The sequence below is a fragment of the Catenuloplanes indicus genome, from assembly GCF_030813715.1.
GTDB classification, from domain to species: Bacteria; Actinomycetota; Actinomycetes; order Mycobacteriales; family Micromonosporaceae; genus Catenuloplanes; species Catenuloplanes indicus.
This window is the reverse complement of record NZ_JAUSUZ010000001.1, coordinates 4,161,668-4,179,195: the sequence shown is the minus strand read 5'-3', so window position 1 is coordinate 4,179,195 and position 17,528 is coordinate 4,161,668. Positions and strand designations below refer to the sequence as shown.

Annotated in this window: 13 protein-coding genes; 7 read left to right on the top strand and 6 right to left on the bottom strand. The window is 71.1% G+C overall.

The features are described from left to right. The first annotated feature begins 49 nt into the window (after nucleotides 1–49). Nucleotides 50–1,696: a chaperonin GroEL gene (groL, locus tag J2S42_RS18720; RefSeq protein ID WP_307240923.1), complete on the top strand. Its 1,647-nt coding sequence runs from the start codon at nucleotides 50–52 to the stop codon at nucleotides 1,694–1,696. A 50-nt stretch (nucleotides 1,697–1,746) separates the two neighbouring features. Here the strand turns inward: groL and J2S42_RS18715 are convergent, their stop codons facing one another. The 3 genes from J2S42_RS18715 to J2S42_RS18705 are packed head-to-tail and all read right to left on the bottom strand — an operon-like array spanning nucleotide 1,747 to nucleotide 5,596. Next, complete coding sequence (locus J2S42_RS18715) at nucleotides 1,747–3,744, bottom strand: hypothetical protein (RefSeq protein WP_307240921.1); 1,998 nt, start codon at nucleotides 3,742–3,744, stop codon at nucleotides 1,747–1,749. Beyond that, nucleotides 3,741–4,874 carry a 5'-methylthioadenosine/S-adenosylhomocysteine nucleosidase family protein gene (locus J2S42_RS18710; RefSeq protein WP_307240919.1) on the bottom strand — a complete coding sequence of 378 codons (1,134 nt, stop codon included), beginning with the start codon at nucleotides 4,872–4,874 and terminating at the stop codon, nucleotides 3,741–3,743. Before J2S42_RS18710 ends, J2S42_RS18715 begins: the two co-directional genes overlap by 4 nt. Next, on the bottom strand, nucleotides 4,871–5,596 hold the full coding sequence (locus J2S42_RS18705; protein ID WP_307240917.1) for an NUDIX hydrolase: 726 nt from the start codon (nucleotides 5,594–5,596) through the stop codon (nucleotides 4,871–4,873). Before J2S42_RS18705 ends, J2S42_RS18710 begins: the two co-directional genes overlap by 4 nt. A gap of 134 nt (nucleotides 5,597–5,730) precedes the next feature. Between J2S42_RS18705 and J2S42_RS18700 the strand changes: the two genes are divergently transcribed. Beyond that, nucleotides 5,731–7,428, top strand: a complete 1,698-nt coding sequence (locus J2S42_RS18700) for a molybdopterin-dependent oxidoreductase (RefSeq protein ID WP_307240915.1) — start codon at nucleotides 5,731–5,733, stop codon at nucleotides 7,426–7,428. Nucleotides 7,429–7,515: 87 nt separating this feature from the next. Here J2S42_RS18700 and J2S42_RS18695 read toward each other — a convergent pair whose 3' ends face one another. Then, nucleotides 7,516–7,905 (bottom strand): WhiB family transcriptional regulator, encoded by a 390-nt coding sequence (locus tag J2S42_RS18695; protein WP_307240913.1) that lies wholly within the window; start codon nucleotides 7,903–7,905, stop codon nucleotides 7,516–7,518. A gap of 269 nt (nucleotides 7,906–8,174) precedes the next feature. Here J2S42_RS18695 and J2S42_RS18690 point away from each other — a divergent pair, with 269 nt between their 5' ends. Continuing rightward, nucleotides 8,175–9,014 carry a helix-turn-helix transcriptional regulator gene (locus J2S42_RS18690; protein WP_307240911.1) on the top strand — a complete coding sequence of 280 codons (840 nt, stop codon included), beginning with the start codon at nucleotides 8,175–8,177 and terminating at the stop codon, nucleotides 9,012–9,014. A gap of 43 nt (nucleotides 9,015–9,057) precedes the next feature. On the opposite strand, the gene J2S42_RS18685 is transcribed toward J2S42_RS18690, so the two are convergent. Next, entirely contained in the window at nucleotides 9,058–9,456 is a 399-nt protein-coding gene (locus tag J2S42_RS18685) for a DUF5319 domain-containing protein (RefSeq protein WP_306837945.1), read from the bottom strand. A 186-nt stretch (nucleotides 9,457–9,642) separates the two neighbouring features. Between J2S42_RS18685 and guaB the strand changes: the two genes are divergently transcribed. The 4 genes from guaB to J2S42_RS18665 are packed head-to-tail and all read left to right on the top strand — an operon-like array spanning nucleotide 9,643 to nucleotide 15,215. Further along, a complete protein-coding gene (gene guaB, locus J2S42_RS18680) occupies nucleotides 9,643–11,142 on the top strand; it encodes an IMP dehydrogenase (protein WP_307240909.1) in 1,500 nt (499 codons plus the stop codon). A gap of 24 nt (nucleotides 11,143–11,166) precedes the next feature. Continuing rightward, nucleotides 11,167–12,282, top strand: coding sequence for a GuaB3 family IMP dehydrogenase-related protein (locus J2S42_RS18675; RefSeq protein ID WP_307240907.1), 1,116 nt, complete (start codon nucleotides 11,167–11,169; stop codon nucleotides 12,280–12,282). A gap of 58 nt (nucleotides 12,283–12,340) precedes the next feature. Next, complete coding sequence (locus J2S42_RS18670; protein ID WP_307240905.1) at nucleotides 12,341–13,762, top strand: M1 family metallopeptidase; 1,422 nt, start codon at nucleotides 12,341–12,343, stop codon at nucleotides 13,760–13,762. Nucleotides 13,763–13,802: 40 nt separating this feature from the next. Continuing rightward, entirely contained in the window at nucleotides 13,803–15,215 is a 1,413-nt protein-coding gene (locus J2S42_RS18665) for a M1 family metallopeptidase (RefSeq protein ID WP_370879206.1), read from the top strand. Between the two features lie 1,218 nt (nucleotides 15,216–16,433). Here J2S42_RS18665 and J2S42_RS18660 read toward each other — a convergent pair. Next, nucleotides 16,434–17,501, bottom strand: a complete 1,068-nt coding sequence (locus J2S42_RS18660) for an LCP family protein (protein ID WP_307240904.1) — start codon at nucleotides 17,499–17,501, stop codon at nucleotides 16,434–16,436. Nucleotides 17,502–17,528: the final 27 nt, after the last annotated feature.

Below are 17,528 nucleotides of genomic sequence, written 5' to 3'. Positions count from 1 at the left end.
GCGCCCGACGGCGTGACCGCAGGTTTCTCAAGTCCGTGAAGGGACAACAATGGCGAAGATCCTGAGCTTCTCGGATGACGCCCGCCACCTGCTCGAGCACGGCGTCAACGCGCTCGCGGACACCGTAAAGGTCACCCTCGGGCCGCGCGGCCGCAACGTCGTGCTGGACAAGAAGTTCGGCGCTCCGACGATCACCAACGACGGCGTCACCATCGCCAAGGAGATCGAGCTCACCAACCCGTACGAGAACCTTGGCGCTCAGCTCGTCAAGGAGGTGGCGACGAAGACCAACGACGTCGCCGGTGACGGGACCACCACCGCGACCGTGCTGGCTCAGGCGCTGGTCCGGGAGGGCATCCGCAACCTGACCGCCGGCGCGAACCCGGCCGGCATCAAGCGCGGCCTGGACGCGGGCGTCGAGGCCGTGTCGAACGCGCTGATCGAGAAGGCGGTCGAGGTCGCGGACCACAAGGCGATCGCGCACGTCGCGACCGTCTCCGCGCAGGACGCCACGATCGGCGAGCTGATCGCCGAGGCGATGGACCGGGTCGGCCGCGACGGCGTCATCACCGTCGAGGAGGGCTCCACGCTCGCCACCGAGCTGGACATCACCGAGGGTCTGCAGTTCGACAAGGGCTTCATCTCACCGAACTTCGTGACCGACGCCGAGGCGCAGGAGGTGGTGCTGGAGGACCCGTACATCCTGATCACCACCTCGAAGATCTCCACGGTCGAGGAGATCCTGCCGCTCCTGGAGAAGGTGCTGCAGGACAGCAAGCCGCTGCTGATCATCGCCGAGGACGTCGAGGGCCAGGCGCTCGCGACGCTCGTGGTGAACGCGATCCGCAAGACCTTCAAGGTCGCCGCGGTGAAGGCGCCGGGCTTCGGCGACCGCCGCAAGGCCATGCTGCAGGACATCGCGATCTCCACCGGCGCGGAGCTCATCGCCCCCGAGCTCGGCTACAAGCTGGACCAGACGACGATCTCCCAGCTGGGCACCGCCCGCCGCGTGGTCGTCGACAAGGAGAACACCACGATCGTCGACGGCGGCGGCAACTCCGCCGAGGTCGCCGACCGGGTCGCCCAGATCAAGAAGGAGATCGAGGCGACCGACTCCGACTGGGACCGGGAGAAGCTCTCCGAGCGTCTCGCGAAGCTCGGCAGCGGCATCGCGGTCATCAAGGCCGGCGGCGCGACCGAGGTCGAGATGAAGGAGCGCAAGCACCGCATCGAGGACGCGATCGCCGCCACCAAGGCCGCGGTCGAGGAGGGCACCGTCCCGGGCGGCGGCGCCGCGCTGGTCCAGGTCGCCTCCGTGCTCGACGGCGACCTCGGCAAGACCGGCGACGAGGCCACCGGCGTCCGGATCCTCCGCAAGGCGCTCGTCGAGCCGCTGCGCTGGATCGCCCAGAACGCCGGCCACGACGGCTACGTCGTGGTCAACAAGGTCACCGATTCCCCCTGGGGCACCGGCCTGAACGCGGCCACCGACGAGTACGTCGACCTGGCCGCCGCCGGCATCATCGACCCGGTCAAGGTGACGCGCTCCGCCGTCGCCAACGCCGTCTCGATCGCCGGCCTGCTCCTCACGACCGAGACCCTGGTCGCCGAGAAGCCCGCCGAGCCCGAGCCCGCCGCCGCCGGCGGCCACGGCCACTCGCACGGCCACGGCCACCAGCACGGCCCGGGCTTCTGACCCGACGTGTCTGAACGCCCCGGAGCCCGCCGGCTCCGGGGCGTTTCGCGTCAGTGCATCAGGGAGTCGATGGTCTTCTTCAGCATCGAGACTCGGTTGCCCCGGCGCTGCCGGTCGAGGCGCACCCACTGCTTCCCTTCCGCCGCGATGCCCTCAAGAACATGCAACGTGTTTCGCAGGCCGCTGGAGTCCAGTGACACCACCTCCGCGACGTCCGAGTCGGGCTGTGCCTCCGGTGGCAGCAGATCGTCGCCGGTCACCTCCACGTCGATCGGCTCGCCGTTCAGCAGTGTCAGCCGGAACCGCGGCCGGGACCGGTGCACCTCGGTGACGTGCACCGATGCGACCGCCTCGTAGCGGTAGTTGGTGCGGTTGCGGATCTGGAACTCGCCGGTCGAGAAGTCGAGGTTCGCGGTCATCTGACGCACGCCATCCTGGGTCAGCAGGAACACCCGGACCTGGTACTGCGAGAACCGCCACGGGCCCCGGCGTACGCGGGCGCGCTGGGTGAGGCGGCCCGGCCCGGTGATGAAGGCGCTCGCTATGACGTGCCGCGGAGCCAGGTTGTAGTGCTGCATCGCCCGGTCCATCAGGATCCGGCGGTCGCAGTCCAGCCACGTCGCCATCTCCCGGTCACTGGGCCGGCGGGACAGCTTGGTGGTCCACCTTTCGAAGGCCCGGGTGTCGCCCGCCAGACGTGCCTCGGACTCGGCCAGATCCGCGGCGTACCGGCGCTCCTCGGCTGTGATCCGAAGCCATCCGGTGACGGCGACCCGGCAGGCGATCACCGCGATCACGACCGTGACCGACGCCCGCAACGGCTCCTGCCGGAGCGCGGCCGACAGCATCCACACGCCGCTGCCGGCCAGGACGCTCAGCCCGAGCACCACCAGCAGACGCTCACGGACCGGCATCCGGAGCCGCTCGCGGTAGGACCATAGCGTGCCGTTCTGCCAGCGGGTCCGCACGTCGCCGACGCGGTGCCGGACCAGCCAGGCGATCTCTTCGGCCCGCGTCGCCGTGTCCCGGAACGAGGTGACGATCTCGTTGCGAACGGTGCGATGGATGCCCGAGGTCTGCATGATCCAGTCGTCCTTGGTGATGTCCGGCGGGCGGTAGCGGCCGATGTACCGGCGGAACAACCGGTCGACGTCATCGGCGAAGCCGCCCTCCGGCGCGGCCTGCGGCTGGATGAAGACCTCATGTGCCCGTTCCTCGGCCCGGAGGCGGATGAGCCGGTAGTGCCACTCAAGGGCGGGCCGAGCGGTCAGGATCGCGCCGGCCACGCCCGTGAACCACGCGAGAAGCGGCCAGCCGACACCGGACAGCACCGTGAGCAGGACGAGGGCAGTGACTGCGACCGCGCTCGCCGCCCAGGCGAGAGCCCGATCACGCACCGTGGTGGAGACGGGCGCCGGCGTGGCGGCCCGCGGTGCCCGTGGGTCGGGCTGGAAGTACATCCACACCCGGTTCTGCCGGTCGCCGCGGTTCTGATCCGCCCGGGCCTGCTCCAGGGCGCGCTTCCACATCGCGTCCTGCACCTTGTCCTTGAGGAACAGCTCCAAGTGGCGCAGGATCTCCCGGCGCTGAAGCGCCGGCAGTTCGTCGAATGCCTTGATCGCGGTCTGCGGGTCGTCCTTGGGGGTGTCCAGCGCGGTGAGGAAGCGCTCGATGACGCGCAGCCCCTCCACCCATTCGTCGTCGGCGCGCAGCCGGGGCCAGTCGAGTGCGCTCCGCAGGCGGTGTTCGTCCTCGTCGGTCAGCTGGCTCAGTGTCCGGCCGCTGAGGATCGACAGCACCCAGTAGAAGCGCACCCGGCTGTTCGTGTAGCCGGCCGCCATCGCCTTCTCGATCTGCGCCAGCGCGGTCGATGGCACGCCGCCCGCCAGATAACGCAAGCCGAACGTGAAGCGCTCCTCCGGGGACGCGCCGGGCGGGAGGTGGTAGGTGGGTGCCTCATGAACGACGGTGAGCTGCAGATATCCGATCTGGGCGCCGACGGTCGCGTTGCCGTCCGCGCTGTTCGTATTGGACTCGAACGCGGTCACGACAGGCCCTGGACCAGCGCTATTACCGCGGCGACCCCGGCCGCCAGGTCGGACAGATCGATCACCAGGCCGCGGAGCCGCTTCAGGGCTACCAAGCCGGTGCCGCGCTCGCCGGCCGCGCCCGTGGCCAGTGAATCGGCGGCGATTGTCAGCTCCGCCTCGGCCGCCTTGTAGGTGTGCTCGTCCAGCCGATCGTCGGCCTGGGCGCGGCGCAGCTGGGTGCGCAACTCGTCGATCCGGGCCAGCACATCGCCCGGCTCGCCCGCGCCGGGCGACTGCTGGATGCCGCCGAACACGATGCCGGCTTGCACGCCGACCCGCGCGTTGCCCTTGGCCACGTTCTCGTTCGATCCCAGCATGGCGCTGCTCCCCGGATGCTCGACGGTGCGGATGTGGGCGGCCCGGGCCAGCTCGTCCGCGAGTGCGATCGCGAACGCGGCTGCGTTCGCCGCGGCGTGGGGCTGCCAGTTCTGGCCGTCGGTGTGCTGCTTGGTGCCGTCCGCGCGGTCGCTGATGCCGCGGACCACGACGCCGGGCAGTGCGCTGTTGAGGAACGCGGCGTGGACGACGCCGGCGCCCTCCATTTCAATCGCCAGCGCGTCGTTGAAGTGGTCGCGGACCCATCGTGCGTGGGCGGACGTGGCGGAGTCCTGCACCACCTCGCCGGCCGCGATCGGGGCGAACCGCACGGCGGGCACGTCCACACCGGGCGGCAGGTGCCGCGTCCACTCGCCGGTCCGGTCCAGGTGCTGGGCGAGTTGGTCTGCGGCGTGCGGGATGTCCCAGGCGCGCGGGCGGGCCTTCATGCCGTCGTCCTCGGCGGTGCCGCCGTGGTACGCGTACACCTTCGAGGCGACGACCACGTCGCCGAGCTTGATGCTGGGGTAGAGGCCGCCCGCGACGCCGACGAAGAGCACAGCGGACGGCGTAAACCGGGCGATGGCGCGCTCGGTGAGCACGGCTGCGGACTGGTTGCCCTTGCCGGCCAGGCAGAGTGCGACGCGGCCGCCACTGGGTAGGCGGCCCACCTCGAACAGCGTGCCGGCCGCGTGCGCCTGGGTCTCCAGGCCGGTGAGGTGCCGGCGGACCGCCTGATACTCCAGGTTGAGCGCGGTCAGGATCACGATCATTCGTCGGTTCCCTTCGTGAGGGCGGTGCGGACCATGGGCGGGTGGAGCACCTGGCGGGGGCCGGCGCGGAAGAGACGGGCGGGGCGGCCGGTCTCCGTCTTCCTGGTGGGACCCGCGGCGACGATGAAGCCCTCGGTGCGCTGGACCTTGCGATAGAAGTTGCGTGGGTCGAGGCGGGTGCCCCAGACGGCCTCGTAGACCTCCTGGAGATCGGAGATCGTGAACGTGTCCGCGCAGAACGCGGTGGCGAGCGCGGAGTGCTCGAGCTTCGCCCGTGCCCGCTCGACGCCATCGGCGACGATGCGGTGGTGGTCGAACGCGAGCGGGACCGCGCCGCCGAGGACGTCGTCGACCGCGTGCCAGCTCGCCCCGGCCGCGTCCGTGCCCGCGACCGGGTCCGGCAGGCGGGGCGAGATGGCCAGGTAGGCCACGGAGACCACCCGCCCGCGGGGGTCGCGGCCGGGTTTGCCGTAGACGCCCAGTTGTTCCAGGTGCAGCGCCCCGCCATCGAGCCCGGCCTCCTCGGCGAGCTCGCGTCGCGCGGCCGCCTCGATGTCTTCGTCGAGATGGCCGAGAAAGCCGCCGGGGAGTGCGTGAGCACCCCGGAACGGCGCGACGCCACGCTCGATCAGCAGTAGCCGCAACCGTGCGTCGCGCAGCGTGAGGATCACCAGATCGACGGTCAGTAGCACGGCCGGAGGTTCCCATTCATCGGTCGGCATGACTGAAGGCTAGCTTATTGTCAGAGTGACAGTAAGTGGATTCCCGAAGTCTCGACTTTGAGGCGTGTTCGTAAGCCGTAAGGATTCGAACCGGGGACGCCGGGCCGCTGCGCGGCAGACTGGGGAGCGTGGCGATGACGACGGAGACATCGGCGCCGGCGAGTGCCGGCGCGGCGCGGTGGGGTGCGGTGGCCGGGGTGGCGTCGGCTGCGGCGGGGCTGGGGCTGGCGGAGCTGGTGGCGGTGCTGACCGGGCCGCGGTCGGCGCCGGTGGTGGCGGTCGGTGGCGTGGTGGTCGATCACGTGCCGGCGGCGGTGAAGGACGCGGCGATCGCGGTGTTCGGCGTGCACGACAAGACCGCGCTGATCGTGGGAACCGTGCTGCTGCTCGCGGCCGCGGCGGCCGGGGTGGGGGCGCTGGCGGTGCGGTCGCTGGCCTATGCGGTGGGCGGCACCGCGCTGTTCGGCGTCATCGGGGTGGCGGCGGCGCTGACCCGGCCGGGGGTGAACGCGGCGTGGGCGCTGCCGTCCCTGGCGGCGGTGGCCGGCGCGCTGACGGCGGGCTGGTTCCTGCTGCGCATGATCCCGGCGACCGTCGCGGCGGGGCCGGGCGCGGCGGCCGTGCCGCGCACCAGGGCGGCGGTAGGCGAGGCGCCGCCGGATGTGGTGAAGCCGGTGGCGGCGGCGCCGGGAGCTGCTGTGCCGGGGGCGGAGAAGCAGGGAGAAGCGGCGGCGTTCGGTGGGGGAGCCGTGGCGGGCCGGGGCGATTCCGTGGGGCGGAGGCGGTTTCTCAAGGTGGCCGGGCTGGTCGTGGCGGGGGCCGCGGTGGCGGGCGCGGCCGGGCGGTGGCTGTCGACGCGGCTGAGCGTGGCGGAGATCCGGGCGACCGTGACGTTGCCGCAGCCGGCCGATCCGGCGCCGGCGCTGCCCGGCGGCCTCGACCCGGCGCCCGATCTAGCCACTTATGTCACGAAGAATGAGAATTTCTATCGGATCGACACCGCGCTGAGCGTCCCGCAGGTCGACCCGGAGAGCTGGCAGTTGCGGATTCACGGCCGGGTTCAGCGGGAGATCACGATCACCTGGGCCGACCTGCTCGCGCGCCCGATGGTCGAGCGCTACGTCACGCTCGCCTGCGTCTCGAACGAGGTCGGCGGCGAGCTGATCGGGAACGCGCGCTGGCTCGGCGTACCCGTGCGGGATCTTCTTGCGGAAGCGGGGCCGCTGCCCGGTGCCGACCAGGTGGTCAGCCGTTCGGTCGACGGCTGGACCTGTGGCACGCCGACCGACGTCCTGCTGGACGGACGGGACGCGCTGCTCGCGATCGGCATGAACGGGGAGCCGCTGCCGGTCGAGCACGGCTTCCCGGTGCGGATGGTGGTGCCTGGTCTGTACGGCTACGTCAGCGCCTGCAAGTGGATCACCGAGATCGAGCTGAGCAGCTTCGCCGACTTCGACGCCTACTGGGTGCCGCGCGGCTGGTCCGCCCGCGGGCCGATCAAGACCCAGTCACGCATCGACACGCCCCGGCGGACGGCGACGGCCGGCCCGGTCGTGATCGCCGGTGTCGCCTGGGCGCAGCACGTCGGCGTCGCCTCGGTCGAGGTGAGCGTGGACGGCGGCCCGTGGGTCGCCGCGACGCTGCACCCGAGCGTCTCGGCGGACACCTGGTGCCAGTGGACCCTCCCGTGGACCGCGACGCCGGGCGAGCACACGCTCCGGGTGCGGGCCACGGACGCGACCGGCGCGGTGCAGACCGAGGACGATGCGCCGGTCGCACCGGACGGCGCCACCGGTTGGCACACCGTGAAGGTCGAGGTCAGGACCCCGTAGGAACGCGAGAGCGGCGCCCGCTGAACCATTGGGCGCCGCCGCGACGTATCCGGGGGTGTGAAGATTCACTGGGAAGTGACGGGGGGTTCAGGCCGCGGTGGGCCGCCGCTGCGCCGGAACCGCGCTCTTGTGGGGTGCGCCGAGGCGGGCCTCCAGGCGTGCCACGTCGACCGCGCTGTGCCTCCGGTCGGCGAGGTCCTCCCAGCCGACGGCCAGCAGGCGCAGTCGCTCGGACTCGCTGAAGCCGCCCCACACGCCGTACGGCTCGCGGACGGAGAGCGCGTGCGCCGCGCACTGGGCCCGCACCGGGCAGGCGCCGCAGACCTGCTTGGCCTTGGTCTCCCGGCGGTTGCGGGACGAGCCGCGCTCGCCGTCCGGGTGGAAGAACTGTGCGCTGTCGCGTCCTCGGCACAGGCCGAGTCGCTGCCATTCCCAGAGGTCGGAGATGGGACCGGGCAGTCTGCGTACGTTGGACATCGACACCCTCCCTCGCGGCGCCGCGCGACGGCTCATGTGGCTCAACCGGAAGAGCCGGATGATGGCGGCGACCAAAGCAGGCGCATCCGATCCGACCTGACGCCGTTCTACCCAGGGGGAGGAGTGCTCACACATGACAGATCGAATCGTTATTCGCACGCAGTTCCCCGGCGTGGCGAGGTGTCCGGAAGTTTCCTCTTCTATCCGTCGAAAGCGCGTAATACTGCCCCAGGTTCGTGGTCTCCTCCTATGAGGAGAGGAGGATCACTGTGCGTACCGTCCTCGTTTGCGTCCGGACGCCGCTGGCGGCTCAAGCCGTAGCGACCACGGCGGCCCGGCTGGGAGTGGCCGGAGCCGTCCGAACTGCGGTGACCGAGCCGGAGGCGATGCTGCGGCTGGCCGAGAGGCCCGCCGACGTGGTCCTGGCGGACACCGCGGTCACCCGGCCCGACAGCGTCGGATTTACACGGAGAGTGCTGGCGAGATCCCCCGGGGCGGTGATCGTGCTCTTCGGCGCTGAAGACCCCCGTGCGGCGGCGGCCACGGTCGCCGCGGGCGCCCGGGGCGTCATCCGCGGTGCCGAGCAGGACATGGTCAGCGTGGTGGCCAAGGCGGTGCTCCTGCTCTGCCTGCCCGCCCGGCCGCCGGCCGGGGCCCGTCCCGCCGGTGCCGGTGCCGCGCCGGCGGCCGTCGCCGGTCAGGTGCGGGCCACCGCCGGTGCCGTCGCCGAGCAGGGCGCCGCGTCCGCGCTCGGCATGATGCCCGGCCGGGTGCCGACCCAGGTGGTGCCGTCGCAGCGCGGCGACTTCGGGGACCCGGGCGACGGCCTGGGTGACCTCGGTCGCGGCGGCTGGCCGGCGAGCCGGCCGGGGGAGAGCGAGCTCGGCCGGGAGCCGGAGCCGGCCGCCCGGCGGATCGCGCTCACCGAACGCGAGTTGCAGGTGTTGCGCGGTATGTCGGACGGGAAGAGCAACGCGGAGATCGGCCGCGAGCTGTTCGTCTCGGAGGACACGGTGAAGACCCACGCCCGGCGGCTCTTCCGCAAGCTGGGCGCGCGGGACCGGGCGCACGCGGTGGCTGCCGGGTTCCGCGCTGGACTAGTGGACTGACAAAGCGGACGAAAGGGGCCGGGCGCTACAAAGCGCCCGGCCCTCACTCGTTCTCGTCGGTTCCTTCGGTGAGGGTGTCGTGGACCCCGTCGGCGTAACCCCGTGCGTACTCCCACGTCACGTAGTGATCCGGGTCCGGGTCGTAGGCCGGCTCGTGCACCCGCGGGCGCCCGGAGCTGAGCAGGTGACGCAGGTTTCCGCGCAGCAGGTCCCAGTCGAAGTAGTGCGGCTCGTGACAGTCCTCGCACTCGATGACGAGGCCACGCACCCCGATCGGGCCCAGAAGCGCCTGGTAGATCTCAAGATCGGCCAGATCTTCCAGCACGTCCTGGCGCTCAGCCTCGGTCAGCGGATCCAGGTTGTCCCCATCGGTGAGGTCGTCCAGGCCCGCAGACGGGTCGACAGGGTCGCCGCTGAAGGGGTCGATCGGCTCGTCGTGCACGCCTCCACCGTAGCGGCAGACCCGCCCTCTTCGTCGGCCCGCCGCCCCCTGAAGGTGATCCGGGCGCCATCGATGGGGCTCAGGCGGGTGACCTGCGTCGTTTCCGGCCACGAGGAAACGGTCTCGATCAGGGGTCTGGGTACGATGAACTATCGCGCCGCCGTCCAAGCTCAGGGGATTTTCATCGTGGACCTTTCGTCGTCCGTAGAGCAGACCGTGCCGTTGGGCCTCACCTTCGACGACGTGCTCTTGCAGCCGGGTGAGTCGGACCTGCTGCCGAGCCAGCTGCGCACGGTCACGCAGCTCACCAGGAACGTGACGCTCAACATCCCGCTGGTCTCCAGCGCGATGGACACCGTCACCGAGGCGCGGATGGCGATCGCCATGGCCCGCCAGGGCGGCATCGGCGTGCTGCACCGCAACCTCTCACTGGAGGAGCAGGCCAGCCAGGTCGACCTGGTCAAGCGCTCCGAATCGGGCATGGTCACCAACCCGGTCACCTGCAGCCCGGAGGACACGTTCGCCGAGGTGGACAAGCTCTGCGGCCGGTTCCGGATCTCCGGCGTCCCGGTCGCGGACGCGAGCGGCAAGCTGGTCGGCATCGTCACCAACCGTGACATGCGCTTCGTCACCGACCCGGCCACGCCGGTGAGGGAGATGATGACGAAGCTGCCGCTGATCACCGCGCCGGTCGGCGTGACCAAGGAGCAGGCGCTCGACCTGCTGCGCAAGCACAAGATCGAGAAGCTGCCGATCGTCGACGACGCCGGCGTGCTGCGTGGCCTGATCACGGTGAAGGACTTCACCAAGTCCGAGCAGTTCCCGCACGCGACCAAGGACGAGGCGGGCCGGCTGCGCGTCGCGGCCGCGATCGGCGTCGGCGAAGATGCGTACAAGCGGGCACGCCTGCTGGTCGACGCTGGCGTCGACGTGCTGATGGTGGACACCGCGCACGGTCACAACCGCGCGGTCGCCGACATGGTCCGGCAGCTGAAGAAGGACACCACGATCGACATCGTGGGCGGCAACATCGCGACGTACGCGGGCGCCAAGGCACTGGTCGAGGCGGGCGCGGACGCGGTGAAGGTCGGTGTCGGCCCGGGCGCGATCTGCACCACCCGGATCGTCGCCGGCGTCGGTGTCCCGCAGATCACCGCGATCATGGAGGCGGCCCGCGCCGCCCGCCCGGCCGGCGTGCCGGTGATCGGCGACGGCGGCATCCAGTACTCCGGCGACATCGCCAAGGCGCTGGTGGCCGGTGCGGACACGGTGATGCTCGGCAGCCTGCTGGCCGGCTGCGAGGAGAGCCCGGGCGACCTGCTCTTCATCAACGGCAAGCAGTTCAAGACGTACCGGGGTATGGGATCGCTGGGCGCCATGAAGGGCCGTGGCCCGGAGGCCAAGTCATACTCCAAGGACCGTTACTTCCAGGCCGACGTGACCAGCGACGACAAGCTGATCCCGGAGGGCGTCGAGGGCCAGGTCCCCTACAAGGGCACGGTGGCCCAGGTCTCGCACCAGCTGGTCGGCGGTCTCCGGCAGGCGATGTTCTACGTCGGCGCGGAGAACGTGGCCGAGCTGCACAAGCGTGGGCAGCTCGTCCGGATCACGGCGGCGGGCCTCAAGGAGAGCCACCCGCACGACATCCAGATGACCGTCGAGGCCCCGAACTACCACAGTCGCTGATTCGAAGAAGGCTGGAGCTACCCCGTGCGTGACGTCGTCGAGATCGGGCTGGGCAAGACCGCGCAGCGCGGTTACCACCTGTCCGACATAGCGATCGTGCCGAGCCGCCGCACCCGGGACGTCGACGACGTCTCCACGGTGTGGCAGCTGGACGCGTACCCGTTCAAGATCCCCTGCGTGGCGCACCCGTCGGACGCCACCATGAGCCCGGACACCGCCATCGCGCTCGGCCGCCTCGGCGGTCTCGGCGTGCTCAACGTGGAGGGCCTCTGGACCCGCTACGAGGACCCGTCCAAGGTCCTTGCGGAGCTGGCCGGCCTGGCCGACGACGAGTCGGCCACGCCCCGGCTGCAGGAGATCTACTCCGAGCCGATCAAGCCGGAGCTGATCGCCGAGCGGGTCCGGCAGATGCGCGAGGGCGGCGTGACCGTCGCGGTGCGCGTGTCGCCGCAGCACACGCTGGCGCTGGCCCCGGTGATCCTGGACGCGGGCGTCGACCTGCTCGTCATCCAGGGCACGCTGGTCTCCGCGGAGCACGTGTCCACCACGGACGAGCCGCTGAACCTCAAGGAGTTCATCGCCGACCTGGACCTGCCGGTCATCGTCGGCGGCTGCACGGACTACAAGACCGCGCTGCACCTGATGCGCACCGGCGCGGCCGGCGTGATCGTGGGCATCGGCGCGGACGAGTGGGCCACCACCGACACCGTGCTCGGCATCCGGGTGCCGATGGCGACCGCGATCGCGGACGCGGCCGCGGCCCGCCGGGACTACCTGGACGAGACCGGCGGCCGGTACGTGCACCTGATCGCGGACGGCGGCATCTCCACCTCCGGCGACATCGCGAAGGCGCTCGGCTGCGGCGCGGACGCGGTGATGCTCGGCGAGCCGCTGTCGCTGGCCGAGGGCGCACCGGCGTCCGGCGCGTGGTGGCACTCCGCCGCGTCCCACCCGAATCTGCCGCGTGGTTCGTTCGGCCCGGCCAACGAGCCGCTCGGCTCGCTGGAGACGCTGCTCTACGGCCCGGCCGCGGACCCGAGCGGCCAGCTGAACCTGTTCGGCGGCCTGCGCCGGGCGATGGCCAAGTGCGGCTACCGGGACCTCAAGGAGTTCCAGAAGGTCTCGCTCGTCCTGGACTGACGTGTGAGGGGGCCGCGGTTACGCGGTCCCCTCAGCAAAGTCGGTTACCGTTTCCGCCGTGAGCCTGCCCAAGAGCGTCCGGAAGAGCATCGCGGCGGTGGTGGCCGCCGGCCTGCTGACCACGGCGTGCACGTCGCCGCCGCGGACCCCGTCGGTGTCCCCGTCCGGCGCGGACGGCATCGGCGCCGAGGGCATCGGCGACCCCTATTTCCCGCGGTACGGCAACGGCGGCTACGACGTCGGTCACTACGGCATCCAGGTCCGCTACGACCCGGCCACGGATCAGCTGACCGGCCGCGTCGCGATCACCGCGGTGGCGGCCGCGCCGCTGCGGCGGTTCAATCTCGACTTCACCGGCCTGCCGACCAGCAAGGTGACGGTGAACGGGCAGCCGGCCACCGCGCAGCAGCAGGAGTCCGAGCTGGTCATCACGCCGGCGGCGGAGGTGACCGGCGACTTCACGGTGGAGATCGACTACGCCGGTGTGCCGCAGCCGATCAAGGCGATCCTCGGCGACGGCGGCTGGCTGCACACGGACGACGGCGCGATCGCGCTCGGCCAGCCGGAATCGGCCAGCTCCTGGTTCCCGGTCAACGACCACCCGCTCGACAAGGCCACCTACGACCTGGCGATCTCGGTCCCGGAGGGCCTGGCCGCGCTCAGCAACGGCACGCCGGAGGGCACCTCCACCGCGGACGGCTGGACCACGTGGCGGTGGGCCGAGCGCGCGCCGATGGCGCCGTACCTGACCACGCTGGTGATCGGCGACTACCGGATCACCTCGGGCAGTCACCGGAACCGGCCGATCCTGACCGCGGTCGCCGCGTCGTTCCCGGAGGGCGGTGACGCGGACGCGGCCATGGCCCGCACCGCCGAGGTCGCGGACTTCCTGGAGACGCAGTTCGGGCCGTACCCGTTCGAGTCCTACGGCGGCGTGGTGGTCGCGGACCCGCGGATCAGTTACGCGCTGGAGACCCAGTCCCGCCCGGTGTACGGCCCGTCGTTCTTCCGCGCCGGGTCGGACAGCACCTGGGTGGTCGCGCACGAGCTGGCCCACCAGTGGTTCGGCGACAGCGTGTCGATCGGCGGCTGGCAGCACATCTGGCTGAACGAGGGCTTCGCGTCCTACGCCGAGTGGCTCTGGGCCGAGAAGGACCGGAAGATCAGCGTCCAGTCCCAGTTCGACGACGTCTACCGCCTGATGGACTGGACCGTGCCGACCGGTGACCCCGGACCGGCGAACATCTTCAGCGGCGCGGTCTACCGGCGCGGCGCGCTCACCGTGCACGCGCTGCGGCTGACCGTCGGCGACGATGCGTTCTTCAAGATCCTCAAGGCGTGGACCGGTGAGCGCCGCAACGGCAACGCGGTCACCGCCGACTTCGTCTCGCTGTCCGAGCGGGTCTCCGGCAAGTCGCTGCGCCCGCTCTTCGACGCCTGGCTGTTCGGCACCACCCAGCCGCCGCTGCCGAAACCGTAACCGCTGCAACCTTTCCGGGTGTTCCGGTGTCATCCAGGATGTGAGGTCCACAGCAGCGCTCGTGCTCGTCGCCGCCACGCTGGCGGGCTGCGGCACCGTGGTCGAGACCGCGCCCGGCCTGGTGACCGAGGCCGGGATCGACGCCGGGCCCGGCCACGGCGCGAACGGCCTGGGCGATCCGTACTTCCCGCGCTATGGCAACGGCGGCTACGACGTCGGCCACTACGCGCTGAAGGTCCGCTACGACCCGGGCACCGACCGGCTGACCGGCACCGCGGTCATCACCGCGACCGCGCTCGCGCCGCTGCGCCGGTTCAACCTGGACTTCGCCGGGCTGCCGGTCAGCCGGGCCACGGTCGGCGGCCGGCCCGCGGCGACCCGGCAGGACGGCGGCGAGCTGGTGGTCACGCCGGACCAGGAGATCACCGGCGGGTTCACCGTGGAGATCGAGTACGCCGGTGTGCCCACGATGATCGACGACTCCGCGCTCGGCCGGGGCGGCTTCCGGCACACACGGGACGGCGCGGTGGTGATCGGCCAGCCGGAGTCCGCCGGATCGTGGTTCCCGGCCAACGACCATCCGCTGGACAAGGCCACCTACGCCGTGGAGATCACGGTTCCGGCCGGGCGTACGGCGCTCAGCAACGGCGTGCCGGACGGCGTGGCCACCGCGGACGGCTGGACCACCTGGCGGTGGGCCGAGCGGGTGCCGATGGCCAGCTACCTCGCGACCATGGTGGTCGGCGACTTCCGGGTCTGGTCCGGGCACCACCGCGGCCGTCCGATCGTCACGGCCGTCGCCGCGTCGATCCCGGCCGGTGGCGTCGAGGACGCGGCGATGGCGCGCACCGGCGAGATCGCGGACTTCCTGGCCGAGCGCTTCGGCCCGTACCCGATGGAGGCCTACGGGGGCGTGATCGTCGCGGACGAGAGCGTGAAGTTCGCGCTGGAGAACCAGTCCCGTCCGGTCTACGGCCCGGACTACTTCCGGCGCCAGGACGACGGCACCTGGCTCGTCGCACACGAGCTGGCGCACCAGTGGTTCGGCAACAGCGTGTCGATCGGTGGCTGGCAGCACATCTGGCTGAACGAGGGCTTCGCCACGTACGCGCAGTGGCTGTGGGACGAACACAACCGTGGCGTCCGGGTCCAGGACGTGTTCGACTCGACCTATGACGGCACGGACTGGACCATCCCGACCGGCGACCCCGGCCGCGCCAACATCTTCAGCAACGCCGTCTACCACCGCGGCGCACTCACCGTCCACACGCTGCGACTGACCGTCGGCGACGACGCGTTCTTCCGAATCCTCAAGACCTGGACCAGCGAGCGCCGCAACGGCAACGCGGTCACCGCCGACTTCATCGCCCTCGCCGAACGGGTCTCCGGCCGCCCGCTGCGCGCCCTCTTCGACACCTGGCTGTTCGCCGCGACCCCGCCCCCGAAGCCCTGAGCGAATGAGATAGAGCGATATTTCGGCCGCGAAGCACCCGGCCAAAACGAAGATCAAGAACCTAAAGTGGATATTCCCGCTTCCCGGGTGGTGACGTTCCGAGTGCTCCCGCGGGCACCGGTCGTCGCTGGCGCTCCTCCCTGCAAGTCCCGCCGTGGCCGAAAACCACGCAGCTCCCCCCGCCGACGCCGGCCCACGCCACCACCCAGCAATCCGGTGCCACATCGCGGCCCGATGCACTGTGCCGGTCCTGTGCCACGCGGTGGTCTCGCGCTGGGGTGTCGCGCTGTACTGCGGGTTGCGGGTTGCGGGTTGTGGGTTCTGTGGCGTGCCGGGCGCGTGATTCTGGACGGTGTTCCTCGGGACCGGCTCCGATGCCGGCAGTAGGCGGAGCGCCAGCGGCGGTTTGCCGGGCGGCGAGAATCGCACGCGGGAGCGACTCTGTTGCCCATTCCCGCCGAGGCGCCGGCGGCCCGCACGCCACCCCGTGCCGAACCGGCCTACGCAGCCGGCCAGTGCGCCACCCGCCCGAAATTTCCGGATAAGTCTCCGGCCGCGCCCGGTGACCGCATCCGCCGCAGGTCCGAAGCCTGTGTGATCAATCAGTGGAGCAAAAAGGAGGTCATCTAGCGAAGTTGATATCCCAAATGCTCCACTGATTGATCACACAGGCTGAGTGGCGTCGTTCGCTGGCGGCAGCACCCCCCGATGCAGGGCGAGATATCGCGATATTTCGGGCGCGGAGCGCCCGATTGCCGCAGCCGCGCCGGTGGCGAGCATCAGCCGGGGAATCGGCAACATAGGCGGGAGAACTCGGAATGCCGCCCCGGGAAGCGGGAAGGTACGCCGCTCACCGGGAAGCGGGAAGATACGCCACCGCCGGGAACCGGGAAGATACGCCACCGCCGGGAACCGGGAAGATACGCCACCGCCGGGAAGCGGGAAGATACGCCACCGCCGGGAACCGGGAAGATACGCCACCGTCGGGAAGCGGCAGGATATGCCGCCGCCGGGAACCGGGAAGATACGCCACCGTCGGGAAGCGGCAGGATATGCCGCCGCCGGGAACCGGGAAGATACGCCACCGTCGGGAAGCGGCAGGATATGCCGCCACCGGGAAGCGGGGAGATCAGGAAGTTGAGCTTGATCTACCTAGGGTCGGATCAAGTCTCCGTCGGGTGAGCGGGCAGCCACTACGGGGCGACACCGGGCAAGGTCTCAAGCGCGGTCGACGAGGTCCGGGTGGTCGTGGGTGAAGGCGGGGAGCGTGCCGGCGCGGAGGCATTTGAAGTAGTCGGCGGAAGGGGGATTCAGCGCCTCGCCGACGTACGCGCCGGACTCGTAGACCGCGTCGCCCGGCAGGCCGACCAGCGTGAGGTCCGCGGGGCGGAGGTGGCTCAGCGCGAACGCGAGGTCCACCGCGGTGTGTGCGCCACCGTCGAAGACCAGTGTGCCGGCGACCGCGGCCAGCACCGACTCCATCCGCGTGACGTCGCGCAGCAGGCCCTCGTCGGTGGCCGCGGTCAGCATGGCCTTGAGCAGCTGCCGGTGGTGGCGCTGGCGGGTGTAGTCGCCGCCGGTCAGGTAGCGCTGGCGGGCGTAGTCGATGGCCTGCCAGCCCGTCATCGTCATCGTGCCGACCCGGTACACCTGCTGTGGGTCGCCGTCCCCGGCCCGCCGGGTGCCGTCCGGTTTGCGGTGGATCGACGGCGTCTGGACGTCCACGTGGATCCGGACCCCGCCGAGCGCGTCGATCAGGTCGTCGTAGCCCTCCATACTGATCACCGCGGTCGCGTCGAAGCGCTTGATTCCGGTGTAGTTACCGACCGTGGTGGCCAGCAGCCGGACGCCCTGCGCCGGGTCCGGCCGCCCGCCGGGCACCGCGCTGCCGTACGCCATCGCCTCGGTGATCTTGTGGGTGCCGCCCCGGAAGCCGGCCGGCGGGAACGCGGGCACGTCCACCACCAGGTCCCGCGGCAGCGACGTGAGGTAGGCCGCGCGCAGGTCCCGGGTGATGTGCAGGATCATCAGCGCGTCCGAGTGCGGCTGCCAGCCGGGCTCGTCGATCCGCGTGTCCACGCCGACGATCAGCAGGTTCAGCGGTCCGCCGGTGATGTCCGCGCCGGGTGGCGGCGAGGGCGACGCGGACGGTGACGCGGCCGGGGCCGGCGACGGGACCGAGACCGGTGCGGCCGGCCGGGGGCGTGCGACCGCGTACGCGCCTCCCGCGATCAGCACCGCGAGCGCGGCCGTGAGTGAGACGATGATCAGGCGCCGCCGTGGCATATCGACATCCTTCCTGCAGTGGGAAGA

What these genes read in the sequence shown, in the direction of transcription:
- J2S42_RS18660 (WP_307240904.1), bottom strand. Translation starts at nt 17,501, where the DNA reads ATGCCACGGCGGCGCCTGATCATCGTCTCACTCACGGCCGCGCTCGCG.
- J2S42_RS18700 (WP_307240915.1), top strand. Translation starts at nt 5,731, where the DNA reads ATGACGACGGAGACATCGGCGCCGGCGAGTGCCGGCGCGGCGCGGTGG.
- J2S42_RS18705 (WP_307240917.1), bottom strand. Translation starts at nt 5,596, where the DNA reads ATGCCGACCGATGAATGGGAACCTCCGGCCGTGCTACTGACCGTCGAT.
- J2S42_RS18710 (WP_307240919.1), bottom strand. Translation starts at nt 4,874, where the DNA reads ATGATCGTGATCCTGACCGCGCTCAACCTGGAGTATCAGGCGGTCCGC.
- groL (WP_307240923.1), top strand. Translation starts at nt 50, where the DNA reads ATGGCGAAGATCCTGAGCTTCTCGGATGACGCCCGCCACCTGCTCGAG.
- J2S42_RS18695 (WP_307240913.1), bottom strand. Translation starts at nt 7,905, where the DNA reads ATGTCCAACGTACGCAGACTGCCCGGTCCCATCTCCGACCTCTGGGAA.